Source organism: Aeromonas sp. TW 6 (genome assembly GCF_013168745.1).
GTDB lineage: Bacteria > Pseudomonadota > Gammaproteobacteria > Enterobacterales > Aeromonadaceae > Aeromonas > Aeromonas caviae.
In genome coordinates, this window is record NZ_JABERS010000006.1 from 98706 (window position 1) to 120566 (window position 21861).

The 21861-nt window shown below is 63.2% G+C and carries 18 protein-coding genes and 1 riboswitch; of the genes, 5 read left to right on the top strand and 13 right to left on the bottom strand.

What is annotated here, in order from left to right; all coding sequences use genetic code 11:
* Window positions 1–239: 239 nt before the first annotated feature.
* Window positions 240–824: a hypothetical protein gene (locus tag HKD46_RS04730; RefSeq protein ID WP_039040515.1), complete on the bottom strand. Its 585-nt coding sequence runs from the start codon at window positions 822–824 to the stop codon at window positions 240–242.
* 222 nt (window positions 825–1046) lie between these two features.
* Between HKD46_RS04730 and HKD46_RS04735 the strand changes: the two genes are divergently transcribed.
* Together HKD46_RS04735 and HKD46_RS04740 are read left to right on the top strand one after the other, a co-directional pair.
* Window positions 1047–1673 carry a Vat family streptogramin A O-acetyltransferase gene (locus HKD46_RS04735; protein WP_171864966.1) on the top strand — a complete coding sequence of 209 codons (627 nt, stop codon included), beginning with the start codon at window positions 1047–1049 and terminating at the stop codon, window positions 1671–1673.
* 166 nt (window positions 1674–1839) lie between these two features.
* Window positions 1840–3012 (top strand): hypothetical protein, encoded by a 1173-nt coding sequence (locus HKD46_RS04740; RefSeq protein WP_171864967.1) that lies wholly within the window; start codon window positions 1840–1842, stop codon window positions 3010–3012.
* A gap of 691 nt (window positions 3013–3703) precedes the next feature.
* On the opposite strand, the gene thiH is transcribed toward HKD46_RS04740, so the two are convergent.
* From thiH to HKD46_RS04780, 8 genes are all read right to left on the bottom strand, one after another.
* Window positions 3704–4975 (bottom strand): 2-iminoacetate synthase ThiH, encoded by a 1272-nt coding sequence (gene thiH, locus HKD46_RS04745; protein ID WP_125117046.1) that lies wholly within the window; start codon window positions 4973–4975, stop codon window positions 3704–3706.
* Entirely contained in the window at window positions 4972–5739 is a 768-nt protein-coding gene (locus HKD46_RS04750; protein WP_103858548.1) for a thiazole synthase, read from the bottom strand. Before HKD46_RS04750 ends, thiH begins: the two co-directional genes overlap by 4 nt.
* Before the next feature lie 85 nt (window positions 5740–5824).
* Window positions 5825–6025, bottom strand: a complete 201-nt coding sequence (gene thiS, locus HKD46_RS04755; RefSeq protein ID WP_151027582.1) for a sulfur carrier protein ThiS — start codon at window positions 6023–6025, stop codon at window positions 5825–5827.
* Between the two features lie 2 nt (window positions 6026–6027).
* Window positions 6028–6807 (bottom strand): HesA/MoeB/ThiF family protein, encoded by a 780-nt coding sequence (locus HKD46_RS04760; protein WP_171864968.1) that lies wholly within the window; start codon window positions 6805–6807, stop codon window positions 6028–6030.
* On the bottom strand, window positions 6797–8404 hold the full coding sequence (gene thiE, locus HKD46_RS04765) for a thiamine phosphate synthase (protein WP_171864969.1): 1608 nt from the start codon (window positions 8402–8404) through the stop codon (window positions 6797–6799). Before thiE ends, HKD46_RS04760 begins: the two co-directional genes overlap by 11 nt.
* Window positions 8401–10392: a phosphomethylpyrimidine synthase ThiC gene (gene thiC / locus HKD46_RS04770; protein WP_069785503.1), complete on the bottom strand. Its 1992-nt coding sequence runs from the start codon at window positions 10390–10392 to the stop codon at window positions 8401–8403. The genes thiE and thiC overlap by 4 nt, the downstream gene beginning before the upstream one ends.
* 266 nt (window positions 10393–10658) lie before the next feature.
* Window positions 10659–10772, bottom strand: a riboswitch (TPP riboswitch).
* Between the two features lie 62 nt (window positions 10773–10834).
* Entirely contained in the window at window positions 10835–11323 is a 489-nt protein-coding gene (locus HKD46_RS04775) for a hypothetical protein (RefSeq protein ID WP_052815863.1), read from the bottom strand.
* A gap of 78 nt (window positions 11324–11401) precedes the next feature.
* Window positions 11402–11830: a hypothetical protein gene (locus HKD46_RS04780; protein ID WP_029313554.1), complete on the bottom strand. Its 429-nt coding sequence runs from the start codon at window positions 11828–11830 to the stop codon at window positions 11402–11404.
* 90 nt (window positions 11831–11920) lie between these two features.
* Here HKD46_RS04780 and HKD46_RS04785 point away from each other — a divergent pair, with 90 nt between their 5' ends.
* Both HKD46_RS04785 and HKD46_RS04790 read left to right on the top strand, forming a co-directional pair.
* Window positions 11921–12589 (top strand): response regulator transcription factor, encoded by a 669-nt coding sequence (locus tag HKD46_RS04785; protein ID WP_171864970.1) that lies wholly within the window; start codon window positions 11921–11923, stop codon window positions 12587–12589.
* Window positions 12586–13842 (top strand): HAMP domain-containing sensor histidine kinase, encoded by a 1257-nt coding sequence (locus tag HKD46_RS04790; RefSeq protein WP_171864971.1) that lies wholly within the window; start codon window positions 12586–12588, stop codon window positions 13840–13842. The genes HKD46_RS04785 and HKD46_RS04790 overlap by 4 nt, the downstream gene beginning before the upstream one ends.
* Before the next feature lie 151 nt (window positions 13843–13993).
* Here HKD46_RS04790 and rimK read toward each other — a convergent pair whose 3' ends face one another.
* The 4 genes from rimK to metH form a co-directional block, all read right to left on the bottom strand.
* Window positions 13994–14890: a 30S ribosomal protein S6--L-glutamate ligase gene (gene rimK / locus HKD46_RS04795; RefSeq protein ID WP_010672657.1), complete on the bottom strand. Its 897-nt coding sequence runs from the start codon at window positions 14888–14890 to the stop codon at window positions 13994–13996.
* 204 nt (window positions 14891–15094) lie between these two features.
* On the bottom strand, window positions 15095–15682 hold the full coding sequence (locus HKD46_RS21165) for a hypothetical protein (protein WP_221413902.1): 588 nt from the start codon (window positions 15680–15682) through the stop codon (window positions 15095–15097).
* A gap of 72 nt (window positions 15683–15754) precedes the next feature.
* Window positions 15755–16162, bottom strand: a complete 408-nt coding sequence (locus HKD46_RS21170) for a Gfo/Idh/MocA family oxidoreductase (RefSeq protein WP_221413903.1) — start codon at window positions 16160–16162, stop codon at window positions 15755–15757.
* A 67-nt stretch (window positions 16163–16229) separates the two neighbouring features.
* Window positions 16230–19925, bottom strand: a complete 3696-nt coding sequence (gene metH / locus HKD46_RS04805; RefSeq protein ID WP_171864972.1) for a methionine synthase — start codon at window positions 19923–19925, stop codon at window positions 16230–16232.
* A 204-nt stretch (window positions 19926–20129) separates the two neighbouring features.
* Here metH and HKD46_RS04810 point away from each other — a divergent pair, with 204 nt between their 5' ends.
* Window positions 20130–21407 carry a sodium:proton antiporter gene (locus HKD46_RS04810; RefSeq protein WP_171864973.1) on the top strand — a complete coding sequence of 426 codons (1278 nt, stop codon included), beginning with the start codon at window positions 20130–20132 and terminating at the stop codon, window positions 21405–21407.
* Window positions 21408–21861 lie beyond the last annotated feature (454 nt).

Below are 21861 nucleotides of genomic sequence, written 5' to 3' on the forward strand. Positions count from 1 at the left end.
CCGGGCGGGAAGGATGCGGTCGGTGACGTGCCCACCGGACAAGCCTCCGGCAAAGTGAATGGTAGCAATCGGGGATGCTGTCAGAACCAGAGCTGTCAGACAGTCAGGAAGGTTTTTTTGCCTTCAGGCAGTGCGACATGCCAACCCCTGTGACGCCAGAGGCGCCACAGGGGTATTCCCGCCCCCGGACAAGGGGGGCAGGGCCGGATCCCGGTCAAGTGGGATCCGGCGAGCCGGCATCAGCGGGCAGCGGATCGACTGGCGTTCCAGAGCAGTTCGCCGCTCTTGAGATCCATCAGGCTCATGGCGAGCCGGTAGCGGCCCCCTTCAGAGAGGAGATCCCCGTAGAGCATGTAACCCGCCCCGGTCTGGCGACCCAGACGCACCAGGGAGGCGGGGTTCATGCCCCCCTGCTGGTATTCGAGCTGACCCGTGATGGCCGCCACCTGGCCCGGATCTGCGAAACGAAAACCGCTATTGGCCTGAATGCGCTGGATCATGGCCACCGCCAGGGGCTGGGTGCTGAAGGCTTCCCCTGTGCCGTTCTGGGGCGCCATCAGCAGCAGTACCGGGCTGCTGCCCGCCAGCGCCTGCACATCGGCGGCCTTCAGGAAGTCATCGGCCAGGGCGACCGCCAGCCCCGTCGGTGCCACGGGTTTGGGAGCTGGCACCGGCTCGGCCTTGTCAGGCTCGGCCACGGGTTTCTCTGGTTTGGTCACCGGCTTGTCCGGCTCGCCGACCGGCGCAGGCGTCCCCCCATAGGGATTGACCGCACATCCGCCCAGCAGCAGGGCACCCACCATCAACAAGGAACGCAGCTTCATCTTTTCTCTCCGCCAGAAGTGTGCAAGGCGCACTTCGTCCATCATCCATTTTGACGGAGCCAGACTCCGCCGCCCCTCCATGCTAGAGACAAACCCGCCCCGGGTCGATGCGCACATGGGCAGGGGGCGACAAAGACTGGCGAAGCGGAGGGCACAAAAGGGTGGCAAGGCTCCACCCGATTCCGTTAGGGTAGCCAGAGCCCAGACCCCAGAGGAGCCCCCATGCACGGACCCGATCCCGCCAACCCCCACCCCATGAACGGCTTCCCCCAGGTGTGCTTTATCAAGAACACCATCAAGGGACCCAATATCGAGGTGGGTGACTACACCTATTACGACGACCCGGAGGATGCGGCGGGCTTTGAGCGCAACGTCCTCTACCACTTCCCCTTCATCGGCGACAAGCTCATCATCGGCAAGTTCTGCGCCATCGCCCGCGGGGTCAAGTTCATCATGAACGGCGCCAACCACCAGACCTCCGGCTTCTCCACCTATCCCTTCTTTATCTTCGGCAACGGCTGGGAGAGCGCCGCCCCGGCCCCGGGCAGCCTCCCCTACAAGGGGGATACCGTCATCGGCAACGATGTCTGGATAGGCTATGACGCCCTGATCATGCCGGGGGTCAAAGTCGGCAACGGCGCCATCATCGCCGCCCGCTCCGTGGTCACCGGCGATGTGCCCGCCTACGCCGTGGTCGGCGGCAACCCCGCCAAGGTGATCCGCTATCGCTTTGACGACGACACCATCGCCCGTCTCAACGCCCTCGCCTGGTGGGACTGGCCGGTGGAGCGGATCAGCCGGAATTTGAACTTGATCGGCGGCGGGGAGATAGCGGAGTTGGAAAAATGAGTTGAATAGAGATCAATCAGGGTCATGCTGTGATTATTCCATATAGCGAGGTTGCTGTATCTCACGCATCCCGCTTAAAAGGCTTCGGACAAAACCCAGATAACGCTACACTGATTCACAAATTACATTAGATTCTTTTAATTTATGACCTATGACAAGGAAGATAATGAAGTCATCGACCCTAAATACCTTGATGGTTGCTAAAGCGATCTTTAGCGAGACCAAACACTTAATTAACTCTGGCAATAAGCATACTTGTACTGCGGGGATTATTTTATTACAAGATTTTATTGAGCTCGTCGTCCTTGCCGCTTTAGATGAGCTTGATGTGGATGAACAACGGGCATTAGAATCTAAATCCTTTGACGATCTGTTAGGTGAACTAAAAAAAAGAAAAGTTCCAGTTATAAAATCTGGAACTATTAAGGCCCTTAACAAGCAGCGAGTAATTTCAAAACATTATGGACAACTTGCAGAGCCTGCATCAGTCGTAAATTATTTTAATGTCGCCACTCAATTTATTGACACCTTATTAGAAGCAGTTGTGGGGGCAAAATTACAAGAGATATTTCTCACAGATATATTGGAAGATGGTAATGTCAAAGATTTAGTAAGAGAGTCCATTGAAAAATGCAATCATGAAGAGTTCTTAGATGCTCTTGTAGGATTGCGTAAGGCCTTTTTCGTTGCGTATGAGCATGAATATTGCGTCTATGCATTTAGAGAACGAGATAAAAATGATAACAGACTGTTAGGACTCCTAGGGTTAGGTTTTTCAACTGGAATGAAGGCTCAAGACTGGAAAAAAAATAAGCAGTGGATAGATGACCATGTTGACAAACCTACCGATTACATACAGGTAGACCATGAGCAATTAAAGACAGATTGTATGGAATTGGGTATTAGCACTGTTGATATTGAAAACTTCAGACGGCTAACTCCTGAAGTAGTAATGACGGAGAAAGACTCATGGCATTATGAGTATTCCCCTGCGTTTATTGCAAATGAACTAAATAAAGAAAACTTCAATTACTGCCTCGATCTTTTAATAGATTTTTTACTTAAAAAACAAAAAATGGAATCCAGCAGACGATATCTAAAAATGGAAAAGTCCATACCTGCACCTCCAATATATATTGGCAAGCCAGTATTTAAAAAGCCATCACAACAGTCGGAGCAAATATCCTCCGTAAAAGAAGATTATTATTACTCTGTTAACAGGATTGTTACTGGGTTCGATTCTTCTGAACGCTACCTATTTGTACATTTATATCCACAAAGAGATCAGTTTGCTGTTGAAGATTGGATATGGGGATATTTGCTAATTGAAGAACACTAGACAATTAATAAAAATATTGGAACCCCCACCGTTTTATGACCACGTAGCAAAGCTGGAGAACAGAGCCACTGATGAACTGAGTTGCACCTAAAGCAAAGATGGGCACTATCCTTGGCTCCCCCTCCAATCCGCCGAGGGGAAGGGGCAAGGTCAGGAGCGTCATCAGGGATGATGGCACAGACGCAGCCGGCACAGGGGCCAGATCGGGAAAGGGCGAGCACAGCTCGACCCGATTCGGCGCGAGAACAGGGATGTTCGAAGCGGGCTTTGGCCGAAGCCATGGATGGCGAAGGTCAAAGGCCCGTCGGCGCGTGCCGTTGGACAAGAGGGTGAGCCGAAGGAACCCGACGTGAGTCGGGCGAATAAGCGGGGGTGGCCTTTCTTTTGGTGACTTTTCTTTGGCCACGCAAAGCAAAGTTACTCGCCCCAGCCCGAAGGGCGGGCGAAAACCCTTCGAGGCCAGCGGCCTCGCGTCCTGCACGGCAAAGCCGTGCCATCGACTATCCCCCGGACGATTACGCCTGACGGCTAATCGACCCTACGATGGCAATGAAATGCCGCATAAAGACCCCTCCCCAGCCCTCCCCTTCGCAGGGGAGGGAGCCAAAGGGTCGCCACCAGCAAGGTGTGTGGCCGAACGGCGCCCAATCGTTATACCGGGCGCCGCCGGTAAAGGGGGGCGTGGCCGCCCCTATCGGCCCAGGAAGGGCTCCCAATCCTTGAACACCGGCTGCAACCCCGCCTGTCGCACGACAGCGGCCACTTCCCCCACCGGGCGGTCGTCGTGGATGGCGAACTGCTCCAGCTCCTCTGCATCCCCCTCGGCATAGCCCCCCGGCTGGGTGCGCGATTCGGCCGACATCTGGGTGATGCCAAGGCGCACCGCGCCGTTGCGAAACGTAGCCGACTCGCGGGTGGAGAGGGACAACTCCAGCGTGGGCGAGAAGAGGCGCCAGGCGCAGATAAGTTGGGCCAGCTGGCGATCCGACATGACCACGGCAGGCTCCAGCCCGCCGGTGCAGGGGCGCAGGCGCGGGAAGGAGAGGGAGTAGCGGCTCTGCCAGTGGTGGCGCTCCAGCCAGGCGAGGTGCTCGGCGACAAAGTAGCTGTCGGCGCGCCAGTCCGAGGAGAGACCGATCAGCGCCCCCAACCCGATCTTGTCGATACCGGCACGGCCGAGCCGATCCGGCGTGGCGAGGCGCCATGCGATGTCCTGCTTGTTGCCGCGCAGGTGATGGCGGGCATAGGTGGGGGCGTGGTAGGTCTCCTGATAGACCATGACCGAATCGAGGCCGAGGGTCTTGAGCTCGGCGTATTCGGCTTGCGAGAGGGGCTGCACCTCCATCCCCACCGTGCTGAAGTGACGGCGGATGATGGGCAACACCTGCCGAAAATAGGCGAGCCCCACCTTGTGCTCGTGCTCGCCGGTCACCAGCAGCACGCTGTCAAAGCCGCGCGCCTTGATGGCCAGACACTCGCGCTCAATCTCCTCGCTATTCAAGGTCTTGCGCTTGAGGCGGTTGCTCATGGAGAAGCCGCAGTAGGTGCAGTCGTTGGCACAGAGGTTCGACAGATAGAGCGGCACATAGAAGCCGATGGTGTTGCCAAAACGCTGGCGGGTCAGCCGCTCGGCCTCGGCTGCCATCTGCGGCAAATACGCCTCGGCGGCCGGGGAGATCAGCGCCATAAAGTCGGCCAGGGTGCGGCGGGAGGTAGTCAGCGCCCGCTCTACATCGGCGGCGGTCTTGGCGCGGATCTGCATGCCGATATCGTCCCACTCCAGCTCCTGCCATCTATCGAGAAAACTCTCCGACTTTCTCTCAACCCCCTCCCGGCCTCCCCCTTCACAAGGGGGAGGTGTTAATCCGCCCCCCCGATCTCCTACTTCACAAGAGGGCGAAGTCGACACTCCCTCCCCTGGCAAGGGGAGGGTCGGGGTGGGGTCATTGGCATGCTGACTCATAACGCCCCCAGAAAATCGGTAAGCGGGCTGGAGGCTTGCGCCTGCAGGGCGCGGGCGCCGAGGCCCGCCTCATAGGCGCTGCGCCCGGCAGTGCAGGCCAGCGCAAAGGCGCGGCCCATGGCGATCGGGTCGCCGCTCACCGCGATGGCGGTGTTGACCAGCACGGCATCGGCCCCCAGCTCAAAGGCGGCGGCCGCATGGCTCGGCGCCCCTATGCCCGCATCCACCACCACGGGCACATTGGCCTGCTCGACGATGATGGAGAGAAACTCCCGGGTCACCAGCCCCTGATTGGAACCGATGGGCGCACCCAGCGGCATCACGGCGGCGCAACCCACCTCTTCAAGCCGCTTGCACAGCACGGGGTCGGCACCGCAGTAGGGCAGCACCACAAAGCCCTCTTTCACCAGCTGCTCCGCGGCTTTGAGCGTCTCGATGGGGTCTGGCAGCAGGTAGCGCGGGTCGGGGTGGATCTCGAGCTTGAGCCAGTTCGTTCCCAGCGCCTCGCGGGCCAGGTGGGCGGCAAACACCGCCTCGGCGGCGGTCTTGGCCCCCGAGGTGTTGGGCAGCAGCTTGATCCCGAGTTGCCGAAGGGGCGTGAGGATATCGTCGTGGGCCTTGCCCGGTTCGAGCCGCTTGATGGCCATGGTGACCAGCTGGGAGCCACTCGCCTCGATGGCGGCGGCCATCAGTTCCGGGCGGGCAAACTTGCCGGTGCCGGTGAAGAGGCGCGAAGAGAAGGTGTGATCGGCAATCTTGAGCATGTCAGCCTCCGGCCACTGCGATAAGAAGAGATGAGGCCCCGCCGCAAGGCAGAGCACGCGAAGATGGGACTGCGAGCATCATGGATCAGCCTCCCGCAATGGCGGTGAAGAGGTGGAGTTCGTCCCCGTCATTGAGACGGGTCTCGGCCCAGCGGCTACGGGGCAGCACGGCGCCGTTAAGGGCCACCGCTACCCCCTGAGGGGAAATCTCCTGCACCGCCAGCAGCTCAGTCAGGCGCTGGCCGGTGGGCAGCGTCAGCTCGATATCGTTCAATCGGATCTTCATGGTTAATTCTCCAGGGCCGGGTGGGTGCTGCCGCAGACCGGGCAATCGGGATCGGGAGCCAGCGTGAGGGTCTGCCACTGATGGGTCAACGCATCGAACCGGCGCAATGTGCCCGCCACCGGGCTCGGCATCCCGAGCAGCAGTTTCAGTGCCTCCAGCGCCTGCAAAGAGCCCATCACCCCCACCAGCGGGCCGGTGACACCGCTGGTCTCGCAGCTTTCCCTGATCTCGGTATCCAGCGGATAGAGGCAGGCGTAGCAGGCGTGATCGCTGCTGGTGCGCACCATCAGCTGCCCCTGCCAGCCCACTGCGGCGGCACAGATCCAGGGCTTGCCCTGGGCCACGCAGGCGGCGTTGATGGCCTGGCGGGTGGCGAGGTTGTCGCAGCAGTCGATCACCAGATCCACCTCGGTCACAAACCCCGGCAGGCTGGCGGCATCGAGTCGCTGATTGATGGCAATCAGCTCCACCAGCGGGTTGTGGGCGGCCAAGCGCTCGCGGGCCAGCTCCGCCTTGGAGTGGTTGACCGCCTCGCTATCGAACAGGATCTGGCGCGGCAGATTGCTGGAGTCCACCGTATCGCCATCGGCCAGCCACAAAGTGCCCACCCCGGCCCCCGCCAGATAGAGGGCGAGCGGCGAGCCGAGCCCGCCGAGGCCCACGATCAGCACGGACTTATCCTTCAGCCGCGCCTGACCGGCTTCCCCAATTTCCGCCAGCATCAGCTGGCGGCCGTATCGCAGGTACTCTTTGTCACTAAGAGAATCGGCATCAGAGCGCATGTTCTGCCTCCCGTATCACGCTGGCCGAGCGCGGCTCATCCCCCGCCCCCACGGCAGCGAGCAGCCGCTCGGTCGCCCCCTGCCAGTCATCGCTCGCCGTGATGGCCGAGACCAGCGCAATGCTGCCGACCCCGCTTGCCTTGACCGCCGCCACCCGCTCCTCGCTGATGCCACCGATGGCCACCGTGGGCCACTGCGCCATCAGGGCGCGGTAGTGGTGCAGCCGCGCCAGCCCCTGGGGGCGCGAAGGCATCGCCTTGGTGTTGGTCGGGAAGATATGGCCCAGCGCGATATAGGAGGGGGCAAGCTCGCGGGCCCGCATCAGCTCGAAGTAGCCGTGGGTGGAGATGCCAAGGCGCAGCCCCGCCGCCTGAATGGCGGCGAGATCGGCGGTCTCCATATCCTCCTGCCCCAGATGCACGCCCCAGGCGCCCGCCTCGATGGCCTGCTGCCAGTAGTCGTTGATAAAGAGCCGCGCCCCATGATGGTGACCCAGCGCTACCGCATCACGAATGGCCGGAGCCACCTCTGTGGCGGGCAGATTCTTGATCCGCAGCTGGATGGTCTTGACCCCGACCCCCAGCAGACGCTTGAGCCACTTGACCGAGTCCACCACCGGATAGAGGCCGAGGTTGTGTTCGGTCGGCGCAAAGGGGCCCTGCGGCAGACGGGCGCTGCTCGCTTCATACAATCCAAAGCGGCGATCGAGCGGTGAGCCCGCCAGCACGGCACGGGGGAAGTGGGCAAGATCGGCAGGCCAGCCGAGATGGGCGATGGGCCCCGGGCCTGCCCCCACCCCTTGCGCCGCCGCCAAGCCCTGTTGCAGGTAGGCGCGCGCCAGGGTGATGGCGTCCTCCACCGGATAGTCCTGCGCCACCACGGCGGCGATGGCGCTGGCGTAAGCGCAACCGGTGCCGTGACCGTGGCGGGTATCGAGGCGCGGCGCGGCGAGCCAGAATTCGCGGCTCTCGTCCTGGTAGTAGTCGAGGCAGAGATCCCCGCCCCATTCAAGGTGGCCCCCCTTGACCAGCACGGCACGGGCGCCGAGTTCGCGCAGCCGCCGGGCGGCGAGGCGCACCAGCTCGGGACTGGTGGCGGGCAGGCCGGTCAGGGCTTCCAGCTCGGGACCGTTGGGGGTGATCAAGGAGAGGCGCGGCAGCAGGTGCTCGCGCACCGCCACCAGCATGCCGGGCTCCGCCATGGGGGTGCCGGTGCTGGCGATGGCCACCGGGTCGTAGACCACGAAGGGAGCCTCGACGGTCGACAACCTGCGTGCCAGCACCTCCACGTGCAGCCGGGTCGGCAGCAGGCCGATCTTGATGGCGGCGGGTGGCAGATCCAGCCCCAGGGCATCGATCTGGGCGGCGAAGGTCTGCATCAGCACGGGGTCGACCATCTTCACCGCCACCGAGTTCTGGGCCGTGATGGCGGAGATGACGGAGCAGCCGTGCACGCCGAGGTCATGCATCGTGTGCAAGTCGGCCTGAATGCCGGCCCCGCCGCCGGAGTCGGACCCGGCGATGGTCCAGACCACGGGGCGGGCCTGCGTCACAGGCGACATGTCGGCGGGGCTGACAGCCCCGCGCTCGCTGCTCACGCCTCCTCCCCTGCGGCCTGCTTCAGGGTCGCCGCCTGATGGTAGATCTCGCCGCCGGTCTCCTTGAAGGTTTCTGCCATGCGGGCCATGCCGCTCTCCACCTCGGCCACCACCCGCTCCTGCTGACCGTCCATGCCGACCAGCTTTATCTCTACGGCTTCCAGCTTGGCGGCATAGTCGCGCACGTCCTGGGTGATCTTCATGGAGCAGAACTTGGGCCCGCACATGGAGCAGAAGTGGGCCACCTTGCCGGACTCCTGAGGCAGGGTCTCGTCGTGGTAGGCGCGGGCGGTGTCGGGATCCAGGGCCAGGTTGAACTGATCCTCCCAGCGGAACTCGAAGCGCGCCTTGGACATGGCGTTGTCGCGGATCTGGGCGCCCGGGTGGCCCTTGGCCAGATCGGCGGCGTGGGCGGCGATCTTGTAGGTGATGAGCCCCTGTTTCACGTCCTCCTTGTTGGGCAGGCCCAGGTGTTCCTTGGGGGTCACGTAGCAGAGCATGGCGCAGCCGTACCAGCCGATGAGCGCGGCGCCGATGCCGGAGGTGAAGTGATCGTACCCCGGGGCAATGTCGGTGGTGAGCGGGCCCAGGGTATAGAAGGGCGCCTCGTGGCAGTGCTCGAGCTGCTCGGTCATGTTGCGCTCGATCATGTGCATGGGCACGTGACCAGGCCCCTCGATCATCACCTGCACGTCGTATTCCCAGGCAATTTTGGTGAGCTCGCCCAGGGTGCGCAGCTCGGCGAACTGGGCCTCGTCGTTGGCGTCATAGACGGAGCCCGGACGCAGACCGTCACCCAGCGACAAGCTCACGTCGTAGGCGGCGCAGATCTCGCAGATCTCGCGGAAGTGCTCATAGAGGAAGTTCTCCTTGTGGTGCGACAGGCACCACTTGGCCATGATGCTGCCACCGCGCGAAACGATGCCGGTAAGGCGCTTGGCAGTCATGGGCACGAAGCGCAGCAAGACGCCGGCGTGGATGGTGAAGTAGTCCACCCCCTGCTCGGCCTGCTCCAGCAGGGTGTCGCGGAACAGCTCCCAGGTGAGGTCTTCAGCGATGCCGTTGGTCTTCTCCAGCGCCTGATAGATAGGCACGGTGCCGATGGGCACCGGGCTGTTGCGCAGGATCCACTCGCGGGTCTCGTGGATGTAGCGGCCGGTGGAGAGATCCATCACGGTGTCGGCGCCCCAGCGGGTGGACCAGACCAGCTTCTCCACTTCCTCTTCGATGCTGGAAGTGACCGCCGAGTTGCCGATGTTGGCGTTGATCTTCACCAGGAAGTTGCGGCCGATGATCATGGGCTCCGCTTCCGGGTGGTTGATGTTGCTGGGGATGATGGCGCGACCGGCGGCCACTTCATCGCGCACGAACTCGGGGGTGATGTTCTGGGGCAGTCTGGCGCCAAAGCCCTGACCCGGATGCTGGGTGCGCAGGAGCTCGGAGCGCACTCGCTCGCGGCCCATGTTCTCGCGGATGGCGATAAATTCCATCTCGGGGGTGACGATGCCTTGGCGGGCATAGTGCAGCTGGGTGACCCGGCGGCCCGGCTTGGCGCGGCGGGCGCTCGGCAAATGTTCGAAACGCAGGTGATCCAGCCCCTCGTCCGCCAGCCGCTCCTGAGTGAAGGTGGAGCTCAGCCCGTCCAGCGCGTCGGTGTCAGCACGCTCCAGCACCCAGGCTTCGCGCAGGCGCGGCAGACCGCGGCGCACGTCGATGGGGGCGGCCTCTTCCCCATAGGGGCCCGAGGTATCGTAAACCGGCACCGGCTCGTTGGGCTCGAACTGGGGAGCCTCCTTGGTGCCGCCGACGAAGGTGTCGGCCAACTGGATCTCCCGCAGAGGCACACGGATGTCGGGGCGAGAACCCTGGATAAAGATACGGCGGGAATTGGGGTGAGCCATCCCCTTCAGGTTGTCGATAAAGGTCTGGGCGCTGGAGCGCTGCTCGCGGCGGCTGGATTTGGTGGTATCAGAAACATTGGTAGACATAGCAAAACTCACATTAACTGGGTGAAGTTATGGGTGTTTGCTTGTCTGGAGTTCGAGGAGAAGATGAACTTGCGGCGGGGTGTGCTGGGGGGAGTGGGCGATGGGGTCTCTCTTCCCAGTCCAACCCTGCTGACCCTCTCTCCCTGACAGGAGAGCCGGCGCCCTATGGACAACCGGATGGGACAGCCTCCCCCTGTGCGCCTGTAGCGGCCAGAGGCGATCTGCCTCTGGCTGGCGGGAAGATGCTTCTTCCCCGGCGCGGTAACCCGCAAGTTACCCTTGTTTCCCTTCGCAGGTCTTAACCTGATCAGGTTCCACGGATCCCGAATTAACGGTCTCAGCTTAGCGTCGTTCGACGGTCAGCACTCCGACAAGATGTGCGCCAGTATAAGTGGGGAAATTTAAAGTACAAGCCATTAACAAGGGGAAAGAGAGAGAGGCCTCACTCTTCGGCGTCGAGGGGATCCTCGGGGTCGGGAATGAGGATATCGGTGAGGCGGCCCTCTTCATCCCGGCTCAGCACCAGGCGGCGACCCGGTTGCAGATCGGCGGCGCTGCCGTTGATCCAGCGAGTGTCAGCATCAAACACCAGCACGCCGAGTTCCTGTAGCAGCAATGCCTGCTGATTGTGGGTGAGCAGTCGATCCTCCGCCCGCCGCCAGTTGGCCCCGAGCGCCGGATCCGGCGCCCCGTCGAGCACCCGGATCGTCTCGGCGACGCCGTAGCGGCTCTGGATCGCGAGGTGCATGCCGGGCACGAGCCCGTCCGGCTGCGCCACGCCGTGCAGTTCGGCACTGCCGAGCTCCAGCTCAGCCCCCTGGAATTGCAGGCGCACCCCGTCGTTGTGCTCCAGCTCCACCAGCCAGAGCTCGGCGTCGTCGGCAAGGGTGCAGAAGGGCAACAGCAGCAGGCAGAGTGCGGTTCGGGTCATGGCAGGCGGTCCGGGGTCACGGGGTGAGGTTTAACTATGGCCCCGGACGGGCAATTTTTCCCGGTCCGCCCTGACCGGTCAGTCATCCTCCCGGCACTGGCTCAGGCGCATGCCGTCAAACTTGCACTCCAGCTCCAGCCAGCGTCCCTCGAACGGGGAGAGGCTCCCATCCGAGGTGACATAGCCCCAGATCCTTCCACCTTCCACCGGCCCTTCCAGTTCCATCTCGTCCTCCTCTTCCAGCGCCTCCACCTCGCGAACGAGCCGCCGCGCCCCTGCCGCCGTCTCCTGCACGACCCCTTCCAGATCGACCCAGGTCCCGCCGAGATCGTCCTCATCCAGGCCATCCTTGAAGCGGGTGCGCTCATCGATCACGAAGGGAATGCCGTTGACCATCAACTGGCCAAGCTGCCAGGTGGTGCGGCCCGTGAGCTTGAACTCGGCCGCCTGCACCAGACCAAAAGGCAATAGAATCAATAACCAGAAGGCGCAGAGAGACTTCTTCATCGGGGATCCTCGGGGTTACACTGGCACACAGGATGACCCATCCGGTGTGAAATGGCCGTGAAATAGCGGCACAGACCAGGAGATCAGAGCATGAAAATACTGGTGGTGGAAGACAGTCCCCAGGTGGCGGAGACCATCATGGACTATCTGGCGCTGGCCGGGCACAGGGTGGATTGCGCCTATCACGGCCAGGCCGCCCTGCAACTGCTCGCCGAGCAGCGCTTCGACGTCATCATCATGGACGTCATGATGCCGCGCCTAGACGGCCTGCGTACCGTGGAGCGGCTGCGTGCGGACGGCATCGCGACCCCGGTGCTCTTTCTCACCGCCCGTGACAGCCTGGAGGACAAGCTGGCAGGCTTTCGGGCGGGGAGCGACGACTATCTGGTCAAGCCGTTCGCCATGGAGGAGCTGGAGGTGCGCCTGGAGGCCCTCAGCCTGCGTGGCCCCAGAGGGGACATGGGCGTGCTCTGCTTTGGCGATCTGACGGTGGATCCCGCCAGCGGCCGCGCCACCCGCGCCGGGGTGGAGCTCAAACTCGGCAAGATCCCGTTCCAGATCCTCACCCTGCTGGTGAAGCGCGCGCCCCAGCTGGTGACGCGCCAGGAGGTGCTCGACACCGTCTGGGGCGACGAGGAGCCCGACTCCGACGCCCTGCGCAGCCACATCTATGCCCTGCGCAATGTCCTCGACAAGTCCTTCCCCACCCCCATGCTGGAGACCCTGCACGGCCAGGGCTACCGGCTGGTGACCCCATGACGAACCCGACGCCGCCCCTTGCCTCCGGTCTGCCGAGCCTGCGCCGGCGCCTGGTGCTGGCGCTGGGAGGGGCAGGTCTGCTGCTGCTGGTGATCCTGAGCCTGCTGATGGTGGTGGCCGAGAACAAGATGGAGGAGCTGAGCCTGCGCCACTGGCTGGAGGCGGAGGCAACCCGCTATGACGACGACTGGTTGCGCCTCGGCATGGCTGCCCCCGCCCCCAGCCCGCGCCAGTTCTCCAGCTACTGGACAGAGGCGGGCCGCCTGCCCGCCTGGCTCAAGGCCTACCAGAGCCCCGGCTTCTTCGAGCATCAGCTGGGCCGGGAGGACAAGCACTTCCTGGTACGCGCCCACCCCTCGGGTCAGGGGCTGCTCTATCTGGTGTTCAACGACGATGCGGACGACTACCTCGACCCTTACGAAGCCAAGCTGCATCTGGTGACCCGCCTCATCGGTCTGGCCCTGCTGCTGGGGAGCCTCGCCTTCGGCATCTGGCTGGTGCGTCACATCACCAGGCCGCTGGAGCGGCTGCGCCAGCGGGTCGCCCACCTCACCCCGGATCAGGGGGACTTCGTGCCCGATGCCCCCTGGCAGGAGCTGCGAGAGATAGAGCAGGCGCTGCTGGCGGGCAAGCACGAGGTAGCCGCCGTGTTTGCCCGTGAACAGGAGTTCAGCCGCTTTGCCAGCCACGAGCTGCGCACCCCCAACATGGTGATCCAGGGATCCGCGGCCCTGCTCGGCAAGGTGAATGACCTGACCGCCCCGGCAGCCCGTGCCGTCAGCCGCATCCGCACCGCCGCCGACGAGATGGCCCTGCTCACGGAAACCTTCCTGCTGCTGGGACGCAAGGAGGCCGTGGAGCGCCCGCCCCAGCAGGTGGCGCCGCTCATTCGCCGGGAGCTGACCCGCCTCGCCCCCCTGCTGCAACGGGAGACGCTGGACATTCGCCTGCAACTGGACGAGGAGAGCGAGGTGCAGGCCCCCCTCTCCCTGCTCGCCATCGCCCTCGGCAACCTCTTGAAAAACGCCCTGAGCTACGCCGAGGGCCACATCGAGATCACCCTGCATGAGCAGGTGCTCACCATCAGCAACCCCACCGCCGCCGCGCCGGATCAGATCCTCGGCTACGGCTGCGGCCTCACCATCATCCAGCGCATCTGCGAGAAGCTGGGCTGGCAGATTGAGACCCATCTGGTGGAGGGGGTCTTCAGCGCCCGGCTGGTGATGATCCCCGGCGCCCCCGGGGCGGCATAACCCCCTCATTCCCGGCCCTTCTTCCCGGCTGTTCAACAGAGTGGGAGAAGGGAGACACTTCCCGGCAAGCCCGCTGCCTTCCAGCCCCCCCAGATAGCAACAAGGCGCCCGAGGGCGCCCTGTGTTTACCTGTCTGACACTCGTTTGGGACTCATTCCGCCGGCTTGTGCTTGCGGCTCGCCTTGAGCTCGAGGAACTCGATGATCTTGCCCGCCACGTCCTTGCCGGAGGCGGCTTCCACCCCTTGCAGGCCGGGGGAGGAGTTCACCTCCAGCACCAGCGGGCCGCGGGCGCTACGCAGAATATCCACCCCGGCCACGTCCAGCCCCATGATCTTGGCGGCCTGCACGGCGGTGGCACGCTCTTCCGGCGTGATCTTGATGGCTTCGGCGGTGCCGCCCCGGTGCAAGTTGGAGCGAAACTCCCCCGGCTGGGCCTGGCGGCGCATGGCGGCCACCACCTTGCCGTTGACCACCAGGCAGCGGATATCGGCGCCGTTGGCCTCGCGGATGTACTCCTGCACCAGGATGTTGTTGTTGGTCTGGATAAAGGCCTCGATGACGCTCTCGGCGGCCTTCTGGGTCTCGCACAGCACCACGCCAATCCCCTGGGTGCCCTCCAGCAGTTTCACCACCAGGGGGGCGCCCCCCACCATGGTGATGAGATCCGGTACGTCGTGGGTGCTGTGGGCATAGCCGGTCACCGGCAGGCCGATGCCGTGACGGGAGAGCAGCTGCATGGCGCGCAGCTTGTCCCGGGAGCGGGAGATGGCCACCGAGCTGTTGAGGGCCATGGTGCTCATCATCTCGAACTGGCGCAGCACGGCGGTGCCATAGAAGGTGATGCTGGCACCGATGCGCGGGATCACGGCGTCATAGCTCTCCAGCTCCCGTCCTTCGTAATGGATGGAGGGGCTGTGGGAGGCGATGTTCATGTAGCAGCGCAGGGTGTCGAGCACCTCGACCTGATGCCCACGGGCCCGGGCCACCTCGACCAGACGGCGGGTGGAATAGTTGTTGGGCTCACGGGATAAAATGGCAATATTCATGGAAATGGCAGACCTGATAATCGGACTGGAGAGTATAAGGTGCCATGAACGACTGGCAACGCCAATCCTTTCCCCTCACCATGCGCGGTTCTGCAAGAACGGGCAAAAACCGAGGGTGCCGCACTCAAGAACGGACCAAAGCCAGGGACCGCTCTGCAAGACGGCGCCAGCCACCAGCCCTCATGTCCGATGGCGCCAGCGACGTCAATGGGGGCCGCGCAGCCCTTGTTGCAACTCAAGCAGCAGGGCGACCTCCTGCAAACGGCGCGCCGTGGTGCCGGCCCAGCCTCCCAAAGGCACGGGGGCCAGCAGGGTCTGGGCGATACAGTGGCGATAGAGGGGCCCCTCATGTTGCCAGCCCCGCATCCCGTCGACGTCGTGATGGTGCAGCCACTCCAGGTTGCCGCGGCGAAGCAGCTCGATGCGCCGCCCGTCTTTGAAGTGCAGGCAAAGCCCCTTCTTCTCCACCCCGGGACCGGCATACTTGTCGAGCCAGAGGGTCAGGGGCACCCCTGCCGCCTCGCCGCGCAGGCAGGCCCGCCCCTCGGCGGTCTCCAGATCCCCGCGCCGGATGGGCTGCCCCAGCCGGTCGCAGACGCCCTCCGCGATCAGGTGCAGGCGGTCGTCCCCACCCAGGGCCACCAGCAGCTCCCGGATCATCGCCAGCAGATGGGTGCCGATGTCGAGGATCACCCCGTCTGGATGGCGCAGGACCCGCCGATCCGGCTCCCCTGTGGCGAAGTTGAGGGCATAGGGCTCCCCCGCCTCGTCCAGGCCGCAGGGTTCCAGCAAAAAGCCCTCCACCGCGCTGATATCGGCGAGGGTGGCCAGCCCGCCCCCGGCGCCGTCTGATTCCCGAGGCTGCTAGCCTTCATCCAGTTTGCCGCTCAGCAGCAACTGCTGGACGGCATTGCGGGCCATCCAGTGATCCAGCGCCAGCACCCTGGCTGCGACCTCGGGGTCCGCCAGCAGGGCGCGCAGGCGATCGCGCTGGGCCAGGGTGGCCACCACGGGTTTCTCCACCAGGATGAGGGGAATGGTGCTGGCCAGTGCCTGCTCCAACACGGGCAGATGCAGCAGGGAAGGCGTGGCGATCACCAGCCGATCTAGGGGTTCGGCCAGCAGGGCTTCCAGGGTCGGCGCAGACATGACGCCGGGCAGGGTGATGGCGGGATCAAAACCCCATATCTTGGGATTTTCCGCCAGTGCGGCGAGTGCAGGCAGATAGGCTGTCTGCACCACAGCCCCCAGACCGACAAATCCAATCTTCATGGCAACCTCGATATGGCGTGCGTACCCGGCGTCTGCCCCGCACCGTGTGAGGCGGGGCAGACGGGGATCAATGCAGGTTGGGCCCCAGCCAGCGTTCGGCCTCTGCCAGGGTCATCCCCTTGCGCATGGCGTAGTCTTCCACCTGATCCTGCTGGATCTGGGCCACGGCGAAGTATTTGCTCTCAGGGTGGGAGAAGTACCAGCCGGATACCGCCGCCCCCGGCCACATGGCGTAGGACTCGGTAAGCTGCATGCCGATGGCCTGCTCCACGTCCAGCAGCTCCCAGATGCTCCCCTTCTCGGTGTGCTCCGGGCAGGCCGGGTAGCCCGGCGCCGGACGTATCCCCTGGTAATTTTCGCGAATCAGTTCCTCGTTGCTGAGCGCCTCGTCCGGGGCATAGCCCCAGTGCACTTTGCGCACCTGCTCGTGGAGGTATTCGGCAAAGGCCTCGGCGAGGCGATCGCACACCGCCTGGATGAGGATGGCGTTGTAGTCGTCGTGGTCCGCCTTGTAGGCCTTGGCGATGGCCTCCTCGCCGATGCCGCCGGTCACCGCGAAGGCGCCGATCCAGTCGGGCTTGCCGCTCTCTTTCGGCGCCACATAGTCCGCCAGACAGTAGTTGGGGAAGCCCTGCTTCTCGCTCTGCTGGCGTAGGTGGTGCAGCACCTTGCGCACCTGGGTGCGGGTCTCGTCGGTGTAGACCTCGATGCTGTCCCCCACGGCGTTGGCGGGGAACAGGCCGACGATGCCGGCGCAGCGCACGCTCTGATCCTTCTCCAGCTGGTCCAGCATGGCGTTGGCGTCGGCGTAGAGGCGCGTCGCCTCCTCCCCCACGACTTCATCCTCCAGAATGCGGGGGAACTTGCCCGCCAGCTCCCAGCTCAGGAAGAACGGCGTCCAGTCGATGTAGGGGCGCAGCACCGAGATGGGCACGTTTTCGAAGGTCTGCACGCCGGGCTCCCGGGGCGCCGGGGGCTCATAGCCCACCCAGTCCAGCTGATGGCGGTTGGCCCGAGCATGGGCCAGGGAAACCGGCTTGGAGCGCGGCTGCTTGCGGGCATGCTGATCCCGGGCAATCTCGTACTCCTTGTCGATGCGGGCGACGAAGGCGGGCTTGAGCTCCGGGCTCAGCAGGCTCTGGGCCACCCCCACGGCGCGGGAGGCGTTGGAGACATAGACCACGGGCTCGGAGTAGTTCTGCTCTATCTTCACCGCGGTGTGGGCCTTGGAAGTGGTGGCTCCGCCGATGAGCAGCGGCAGCTTGAACCCCTGACGCTCCATCTCTTTGGCCACGTGCACCATCTCGTCCAGGGACGGAGTGATGAGGCCCGACAGGCCGATGATGTCGGCGTTCACTTCCCGGGCCGTCTTGAGGATGGTCTCGCAGGAGACCATGACCCCGAGATCCACGATCTCGAAGTTGTTGCACTGGAGCACCACCCCGACGATGTTCTTGCCGATGTCGTGCACGTCACCCTTGACGGTGGCCAGCACGATTTTGCCGTTGCTGGAACCGCCGGACTTCTCCGCCTCGATGTAGGGTTGCAGGTAGGCCACCGCCCGCTTCATCACCCGGGCCGACTTCACCACCTGGGGCAGGAACATCTTGCCGGCGCCGAACAGATCGCCCACCACGTTCATGCCGTCCATCAGCGGCCCCTCGATGACGTGCAGCGGCTTCTCGGCCTGGGCGCGCGCCTCCTCGGTATCCTCCTCGATAAAGTCGGTGATCCCCTTGACCAGGGCGTGTTCGAGCCGCTTGCCCACCGGCCAGCTACGCCACTCCTGATCCCGCGGATCCTCCGCCTGGGCACCCGCGCCGCGATACTTCTCGGCGATGGCCAGCAGCGCCTCGGTGGCGTTGTCGTTGAGGTTCAGCACCACCGCCTCGACCTTCTCTTTGAGCTCGGCAGGGATGTCTTCGTAGATGGCAAGCTGGCCCGCGTTGACGATCCCCATGTCCATGCCGTTCCTGATGGCGTGGTAGAGGAAGACAGCGTGGATGGCTTCGCGCACCGGCTCGTTGCCACGGAAGGAGAAGGAGACGTTGGAGACGCCGCCGGAGATCATGGCGTGGGGCAGGTGTGTTTTGATGTCCTTCACCGCTTCGATGAAGTCCACCGCGTAGTTGTTGTGCTCGTCGATGCCGGTCGCCACCGCGAAGATGTTGGGGTCGAAGATGATGTCTTCCGGCGGGAAGCCGACGCGGTCCACCAGAATGCGGTAGGCGCGCTGGCAGATCTCGAACTTGCGGGCCCGGGTATCGGCCTGGCCCACCTCGTCGAACGCCATGACGATGACGGCGGCGCCGTAGCGGCGCAGCAGTTTCGCCTGCTCGATGAATTTGTCCTCCCCCTCCTTCATGGAGATGGAGTTGACCACCGGCTTGCCCTGCACGCACTTGAGGCCCGCCTCCAGCACCTCCCACTTGGAGGAGTCGATCATCACCGGCACCCGGGCGATGTCCGGTTCCCCGGCGATGAGGTTCAGGAAGCGCACCATGGCCGCCTCGGCATCCAGCATCCCCTCATCCATGTTGATGTCGATGATCTGGGCGCCGTTTTCCACCTGCTGCTTGGCCACATCCAGCGCCTCGTCGTAGAGCCCCTCTTTTATCAAGCGCTTGAACTTGGCCGAGCCGGTGACGTTGGTCCGCTCACCCACGTTCACGAACATGGAGTCCGCCGTGATGATGAGAGGCTCCAGGCCCGACAACCGGCAGGCCACCGGCAGATCCGGCAGGGCGCGGGGCTTGATGCCCGCCACGGCGTCAGCCATGGCGCGGATGTGGGTCGGGGTGGTGCCGCAGCAGCCGCCCACCAGGTTGAGGAAGCCGCTTTGGGCCCACTCGCGGATATGCTCCGCCATCTCGACCGCGTCCAGATCGTACTCGCCAAACGCATTGGGCAGACCGGCGTTGGGGTGGGCGCTGACATGGGTCTCGCTGATGCGGGACAGCTCCTCCACGTACTGGCGCAGCTCGTCCGGCCCCAGCGCACAGTTGAGGCCGAAGGAGACCGGTTTGACGTGGCGAAGGGAGTGGTAGAAGGCCTCGGTGGTCTGGCCCGAGAGGGTACGACCGGAGGCGTCCGTGATGGTGCCGGAGATCATCACCGGCAGGCTGTAACCCAGCTCCTCAAACACCAGGTCCACCGCGAAGGCGGCCGCCTTGGCGTTGAGGGTGTCGAAGATGGTCTCGATCAGGATGATGTCGGCACCGCCCTCGATCAGGGCGTGGGTCGATTCGGTGTAGGCGGCCACCAGCTCGTCATAGGTGACGTTGCGCTTGCCCGGATCGTTCACGTCCGGCGAGATGGAGGCGGTACGGTTGGTGGGACCCAGAACCCCCGCCACAAAGCGCGGCTTGGCCGGGTCTTTGGCGGTCCACTCGTCCGCCACGGCGCGGGCCAGGCGGGCCGCCTCCCGGTTTATCTCGGCCGAGAGCGCTTCCATCTCGTAGTCCGCCATGGCGATGCGGGTGGCGTTGAAGGTGTTGGTCTCGAGGATATCGGCCCCGGCGGCACAATACTGGTCGTGGATCTCGCGAATGACGGCGGGACGGCTCAACACCAGCAGGTCGTTGTTGCCCTTGATGTCGGTATGCCAGTCGGCAAACCGCTCCCCCCGATAGTCCGCCTCACCGAGTTTGTAACCCTGGATCATGGTGCCCATGGCCCCGTCGATGATCAGGATCCGCTCCTTGAGACAGGCTTCCAGCCTGGTTGTGACATCCGCTTTCTTGTTCAACTCTCTGCTCGACACCGCTCGTACCCCTTACATCCATGCAACTGCGTGATGCCCATCCTAGCAGCAATCAAATTAAATGGAAATCTAGCCGTCTATCTGTCCGTGGTGACGATTAAATATAACCATAAATAGGTAATGAGCGGGCACTAGCCCGGGAGTACCCTATGCCCGTCCTCAAGAGGGATACGTGCTTGCTGTTTACCAAAGAGAAAAATAACTATGAGCGTCTACTACACACTCTGCTTCCTGGCAGCGTTGGCGATCTTCATCGCCTTTGCCAACCAGTATGTTGTGAAGATCCAGACCACCATCGCCATCACTGCGGGCTCCATGCTGATCTCCGCGCTGCTGGTGCTGTTTGGCAAACTGGGTTGGTTCAATCTGGAGCCTCTCGCCATCAAGACCATGGAGAGCATCGACTTCCAGAACTTCCTGCTGAAGGGGATCCTGGGCTTCCTGCTGTTCGCCGGTGGCCTTGGCATCAACCTCAAGGCGTTGCGCAGCCAGAAGTGGGAGATCACCATTCTCTCCATAGTGGCGACCCTGCTCTCCACCTTCATCATCGGCTACGGCTTCTGGTTCATCGCCAGGCTGCTGGGCTGGGAGCTGCCGCTGGTCTACTGCATGCTGTTCGGTGCCCTGATCTCCCCCACCGACCCCATCGCCGTACTGGCCATCGTCAAGAAGATGAAGGCGCCACCCCAGATCGCCATCCAGATCGAGGGGGAATCCCTGTTCAACGACGGGGTCGGCCTGGTCATCTTCGCCACCGTGTTTGCCGTGGCCTTTGGCGGCGTGGAGCCCACCTTCGGCAGCGTGGCCGGTCTGTTCCTGCATGAGGCCCTCGGCGGCATCCTGTTCGGGGCCGTGCTGGGCCTCATCGCCCACGTGATGATCAGCGCCACCGACGACGGCTCCCTGGAGCTGCTGCTGACCCTCTGCATCCCGACCGCGGGCTTCGCCTTCGCCAACATGATCGGCGTCTCCGGCGCCCTGGCCATGGTGGTGACCGGCATCATGATCGGCAACTGGACCCGTCATTCCGGCTTCTCCGAGCAGAGCCAGCACCACCTGGATCACTTCTGGGAGTTGATGGATCAGTTCCTCAACGCCCTGCTGTTCCTGCTGATCGGTCTGGCACTGGTGCTGCTGGATCTGGCCTGGCGCGACTGGATCCTGCTGGTCATCGCGGTGCCGCTCTGCCTCGCCGCCCGCTTCATCAGCGTCTCCCTGCCCTATGTGGCGTTCCGCAAGTTCCGCAGCTACAACACCTTCTCGGTGCGCATCCTCACTTGGGGCGGCCTGCGTGGCGGCCTGGCCATGGCCATGGCCCTGGCACTGCCATCCGGTGTCATGATGATCCCGGAACACAACGTCGATCTGCGCCAGGTGATCCTGGTGATGACCTACTCGGTGGTGATGTTCTCCATCGTGGTACAGGGCATGACCATTACCCCCATGATCACCGCCGCCAAGAAGGCCTGTGGCAACGCCTGAGCCCGTCCCTGACCGGCAATGAAAAGGGCTCCCTCGGGAGCCCTTTTGCCATCCCCGTGGCAGTGAAAAACAGGGAATGACTGGGTGAACGCACAATTAGTGTTTGCTTTTTACACATTTCGAGGAGAGAATGCGCGCCGGCTAGTTAATCAGCCCTGATTATGTTCGCAATGCTTCACCTCACGATGAATCCTGCCAGTACCCGCATAACCTTCTTCTGATTTACTCGCCTTGAGAACCGTTCAGGCTGTCTGCCTGCGTTGCCCGGCTCTCACGGTGCAGACCCGATCTGCCCACTCCCAAGTAGCATCATGCATCCGCATGGTCCTTGGCGCCTTCCTTGAAAGTGCAGACGCCCCTGAACCGGGCTGGGTATTCCTGCGCGCTCGTCCGCCATCGTGCTGACCGCGCCCATTGACCTGACATTTGCCAATACAAGGAGCAAACACTTAAT

Bases quoted from the DNA above. Each gene is read 5' to 3' on its own strand.
- HKD46_RS04730 (WP_039040515.1), bottom strand. From the start codon at position 824: ATGAAGCTGCGTTCCTTGTTGATGGTGGGTGCCCTGCTGCTGGGCGGA.
- HKD46_RS04735 (WP_171864966.1), top strand. From the start codon at position 1,047: ATGCACGGACCCGATCCCGCCAACCCCCACCCCATGAACGGCTTCCCC.
- HKD46_RS04740 (WP_171864967.1), top strand. From the start codon at position 1,840: ATGAAGTCATCGACCCTAAATACCTTGATGGTTGCTAAAGCGATCTTT.
- thiH (WP_125117046.1), bottom strand. From the start codon at position 4,975: ATGAGTCAGCATGCCAATGACCCCACCCCGACCCTCCCCTTGCCAGGG.
- HKD46_RS04750 (WP_103858548.1), bottom strand. From the start codon at position 5,739: ATGCTCAAGATTGCCGATCACACCTTCTCTTCGCGCCTCTTCACCGGC.
- thiS (WP_151027582.1), bottom strand. From the start codon at position 6,025: ATGAAGATCCGATTGAACGATATCGAGCTGACGCTGCCCACCGGCCAG.
- HKD46_RS04760 (WP_171864968.1), bottom strand. From the start codon at position 6,807: ATGCGCTCTGATGCCGATTCTCTTAGTGACAAAGAGTACCTGCGATAC.
- thiC (WP_069785503.1), bottom strand. From the start codon at position 10,392: ATGTCTACCAATGTTTCTGATACCACCAAATCCAGCCGCCGCGAGCAG.
- HKD46_RS04775 (WP_052815863.1), bottom strand. From the start codon at position 11,323: ATGACCCGAACCGCACTCTGCCTGCTGCTGTTGCCCTTCTGCACCCTT.
- HKD46_RS04780 (WP_029313554.1), bottom strand. From the start codon at position 11,830: ATGAAGAAGTCTCTCTGCGCCTTCTGGTTATTGATTCTATTGCCTTTT.
- HKD46_RS04785 (WP_171864970.1), top strand. From the start codon at position 11,921: ATGAAAATACTGGTGGTGGAAGACAGTCCCCAGGTGGCGGAGACCATC.
- HKD46_RS04790 (WP_171864971.1), top strand. From the start codon at position 12,586: ATGACGAACCCGACGCCGCCCCTTGCCTCCGGTCTGCCGAGCCTGCGC.
- rimK (WP_010672657.1), bottom strand. From the start codon at position 14,890: ATGAATATTGCCATTTTATCCCGTGAGCCCAACAACTATTCCACCCGC.
- HKD46_RS21170 (WP_221413903.1), bottom strand. From the start codon at position 16,162: ATGAAGATTGGATTTGTCGGTCTGGGGGCTGTGGTGCAGACAGCCTAT.
- HKD46_RS04810 (WP_171864973.1), top strand. From the start codon at position 20,130: ATGAGCGTCTACTACACACTCTGCTTCCTGGCAGCGTTGGCGATCTTC.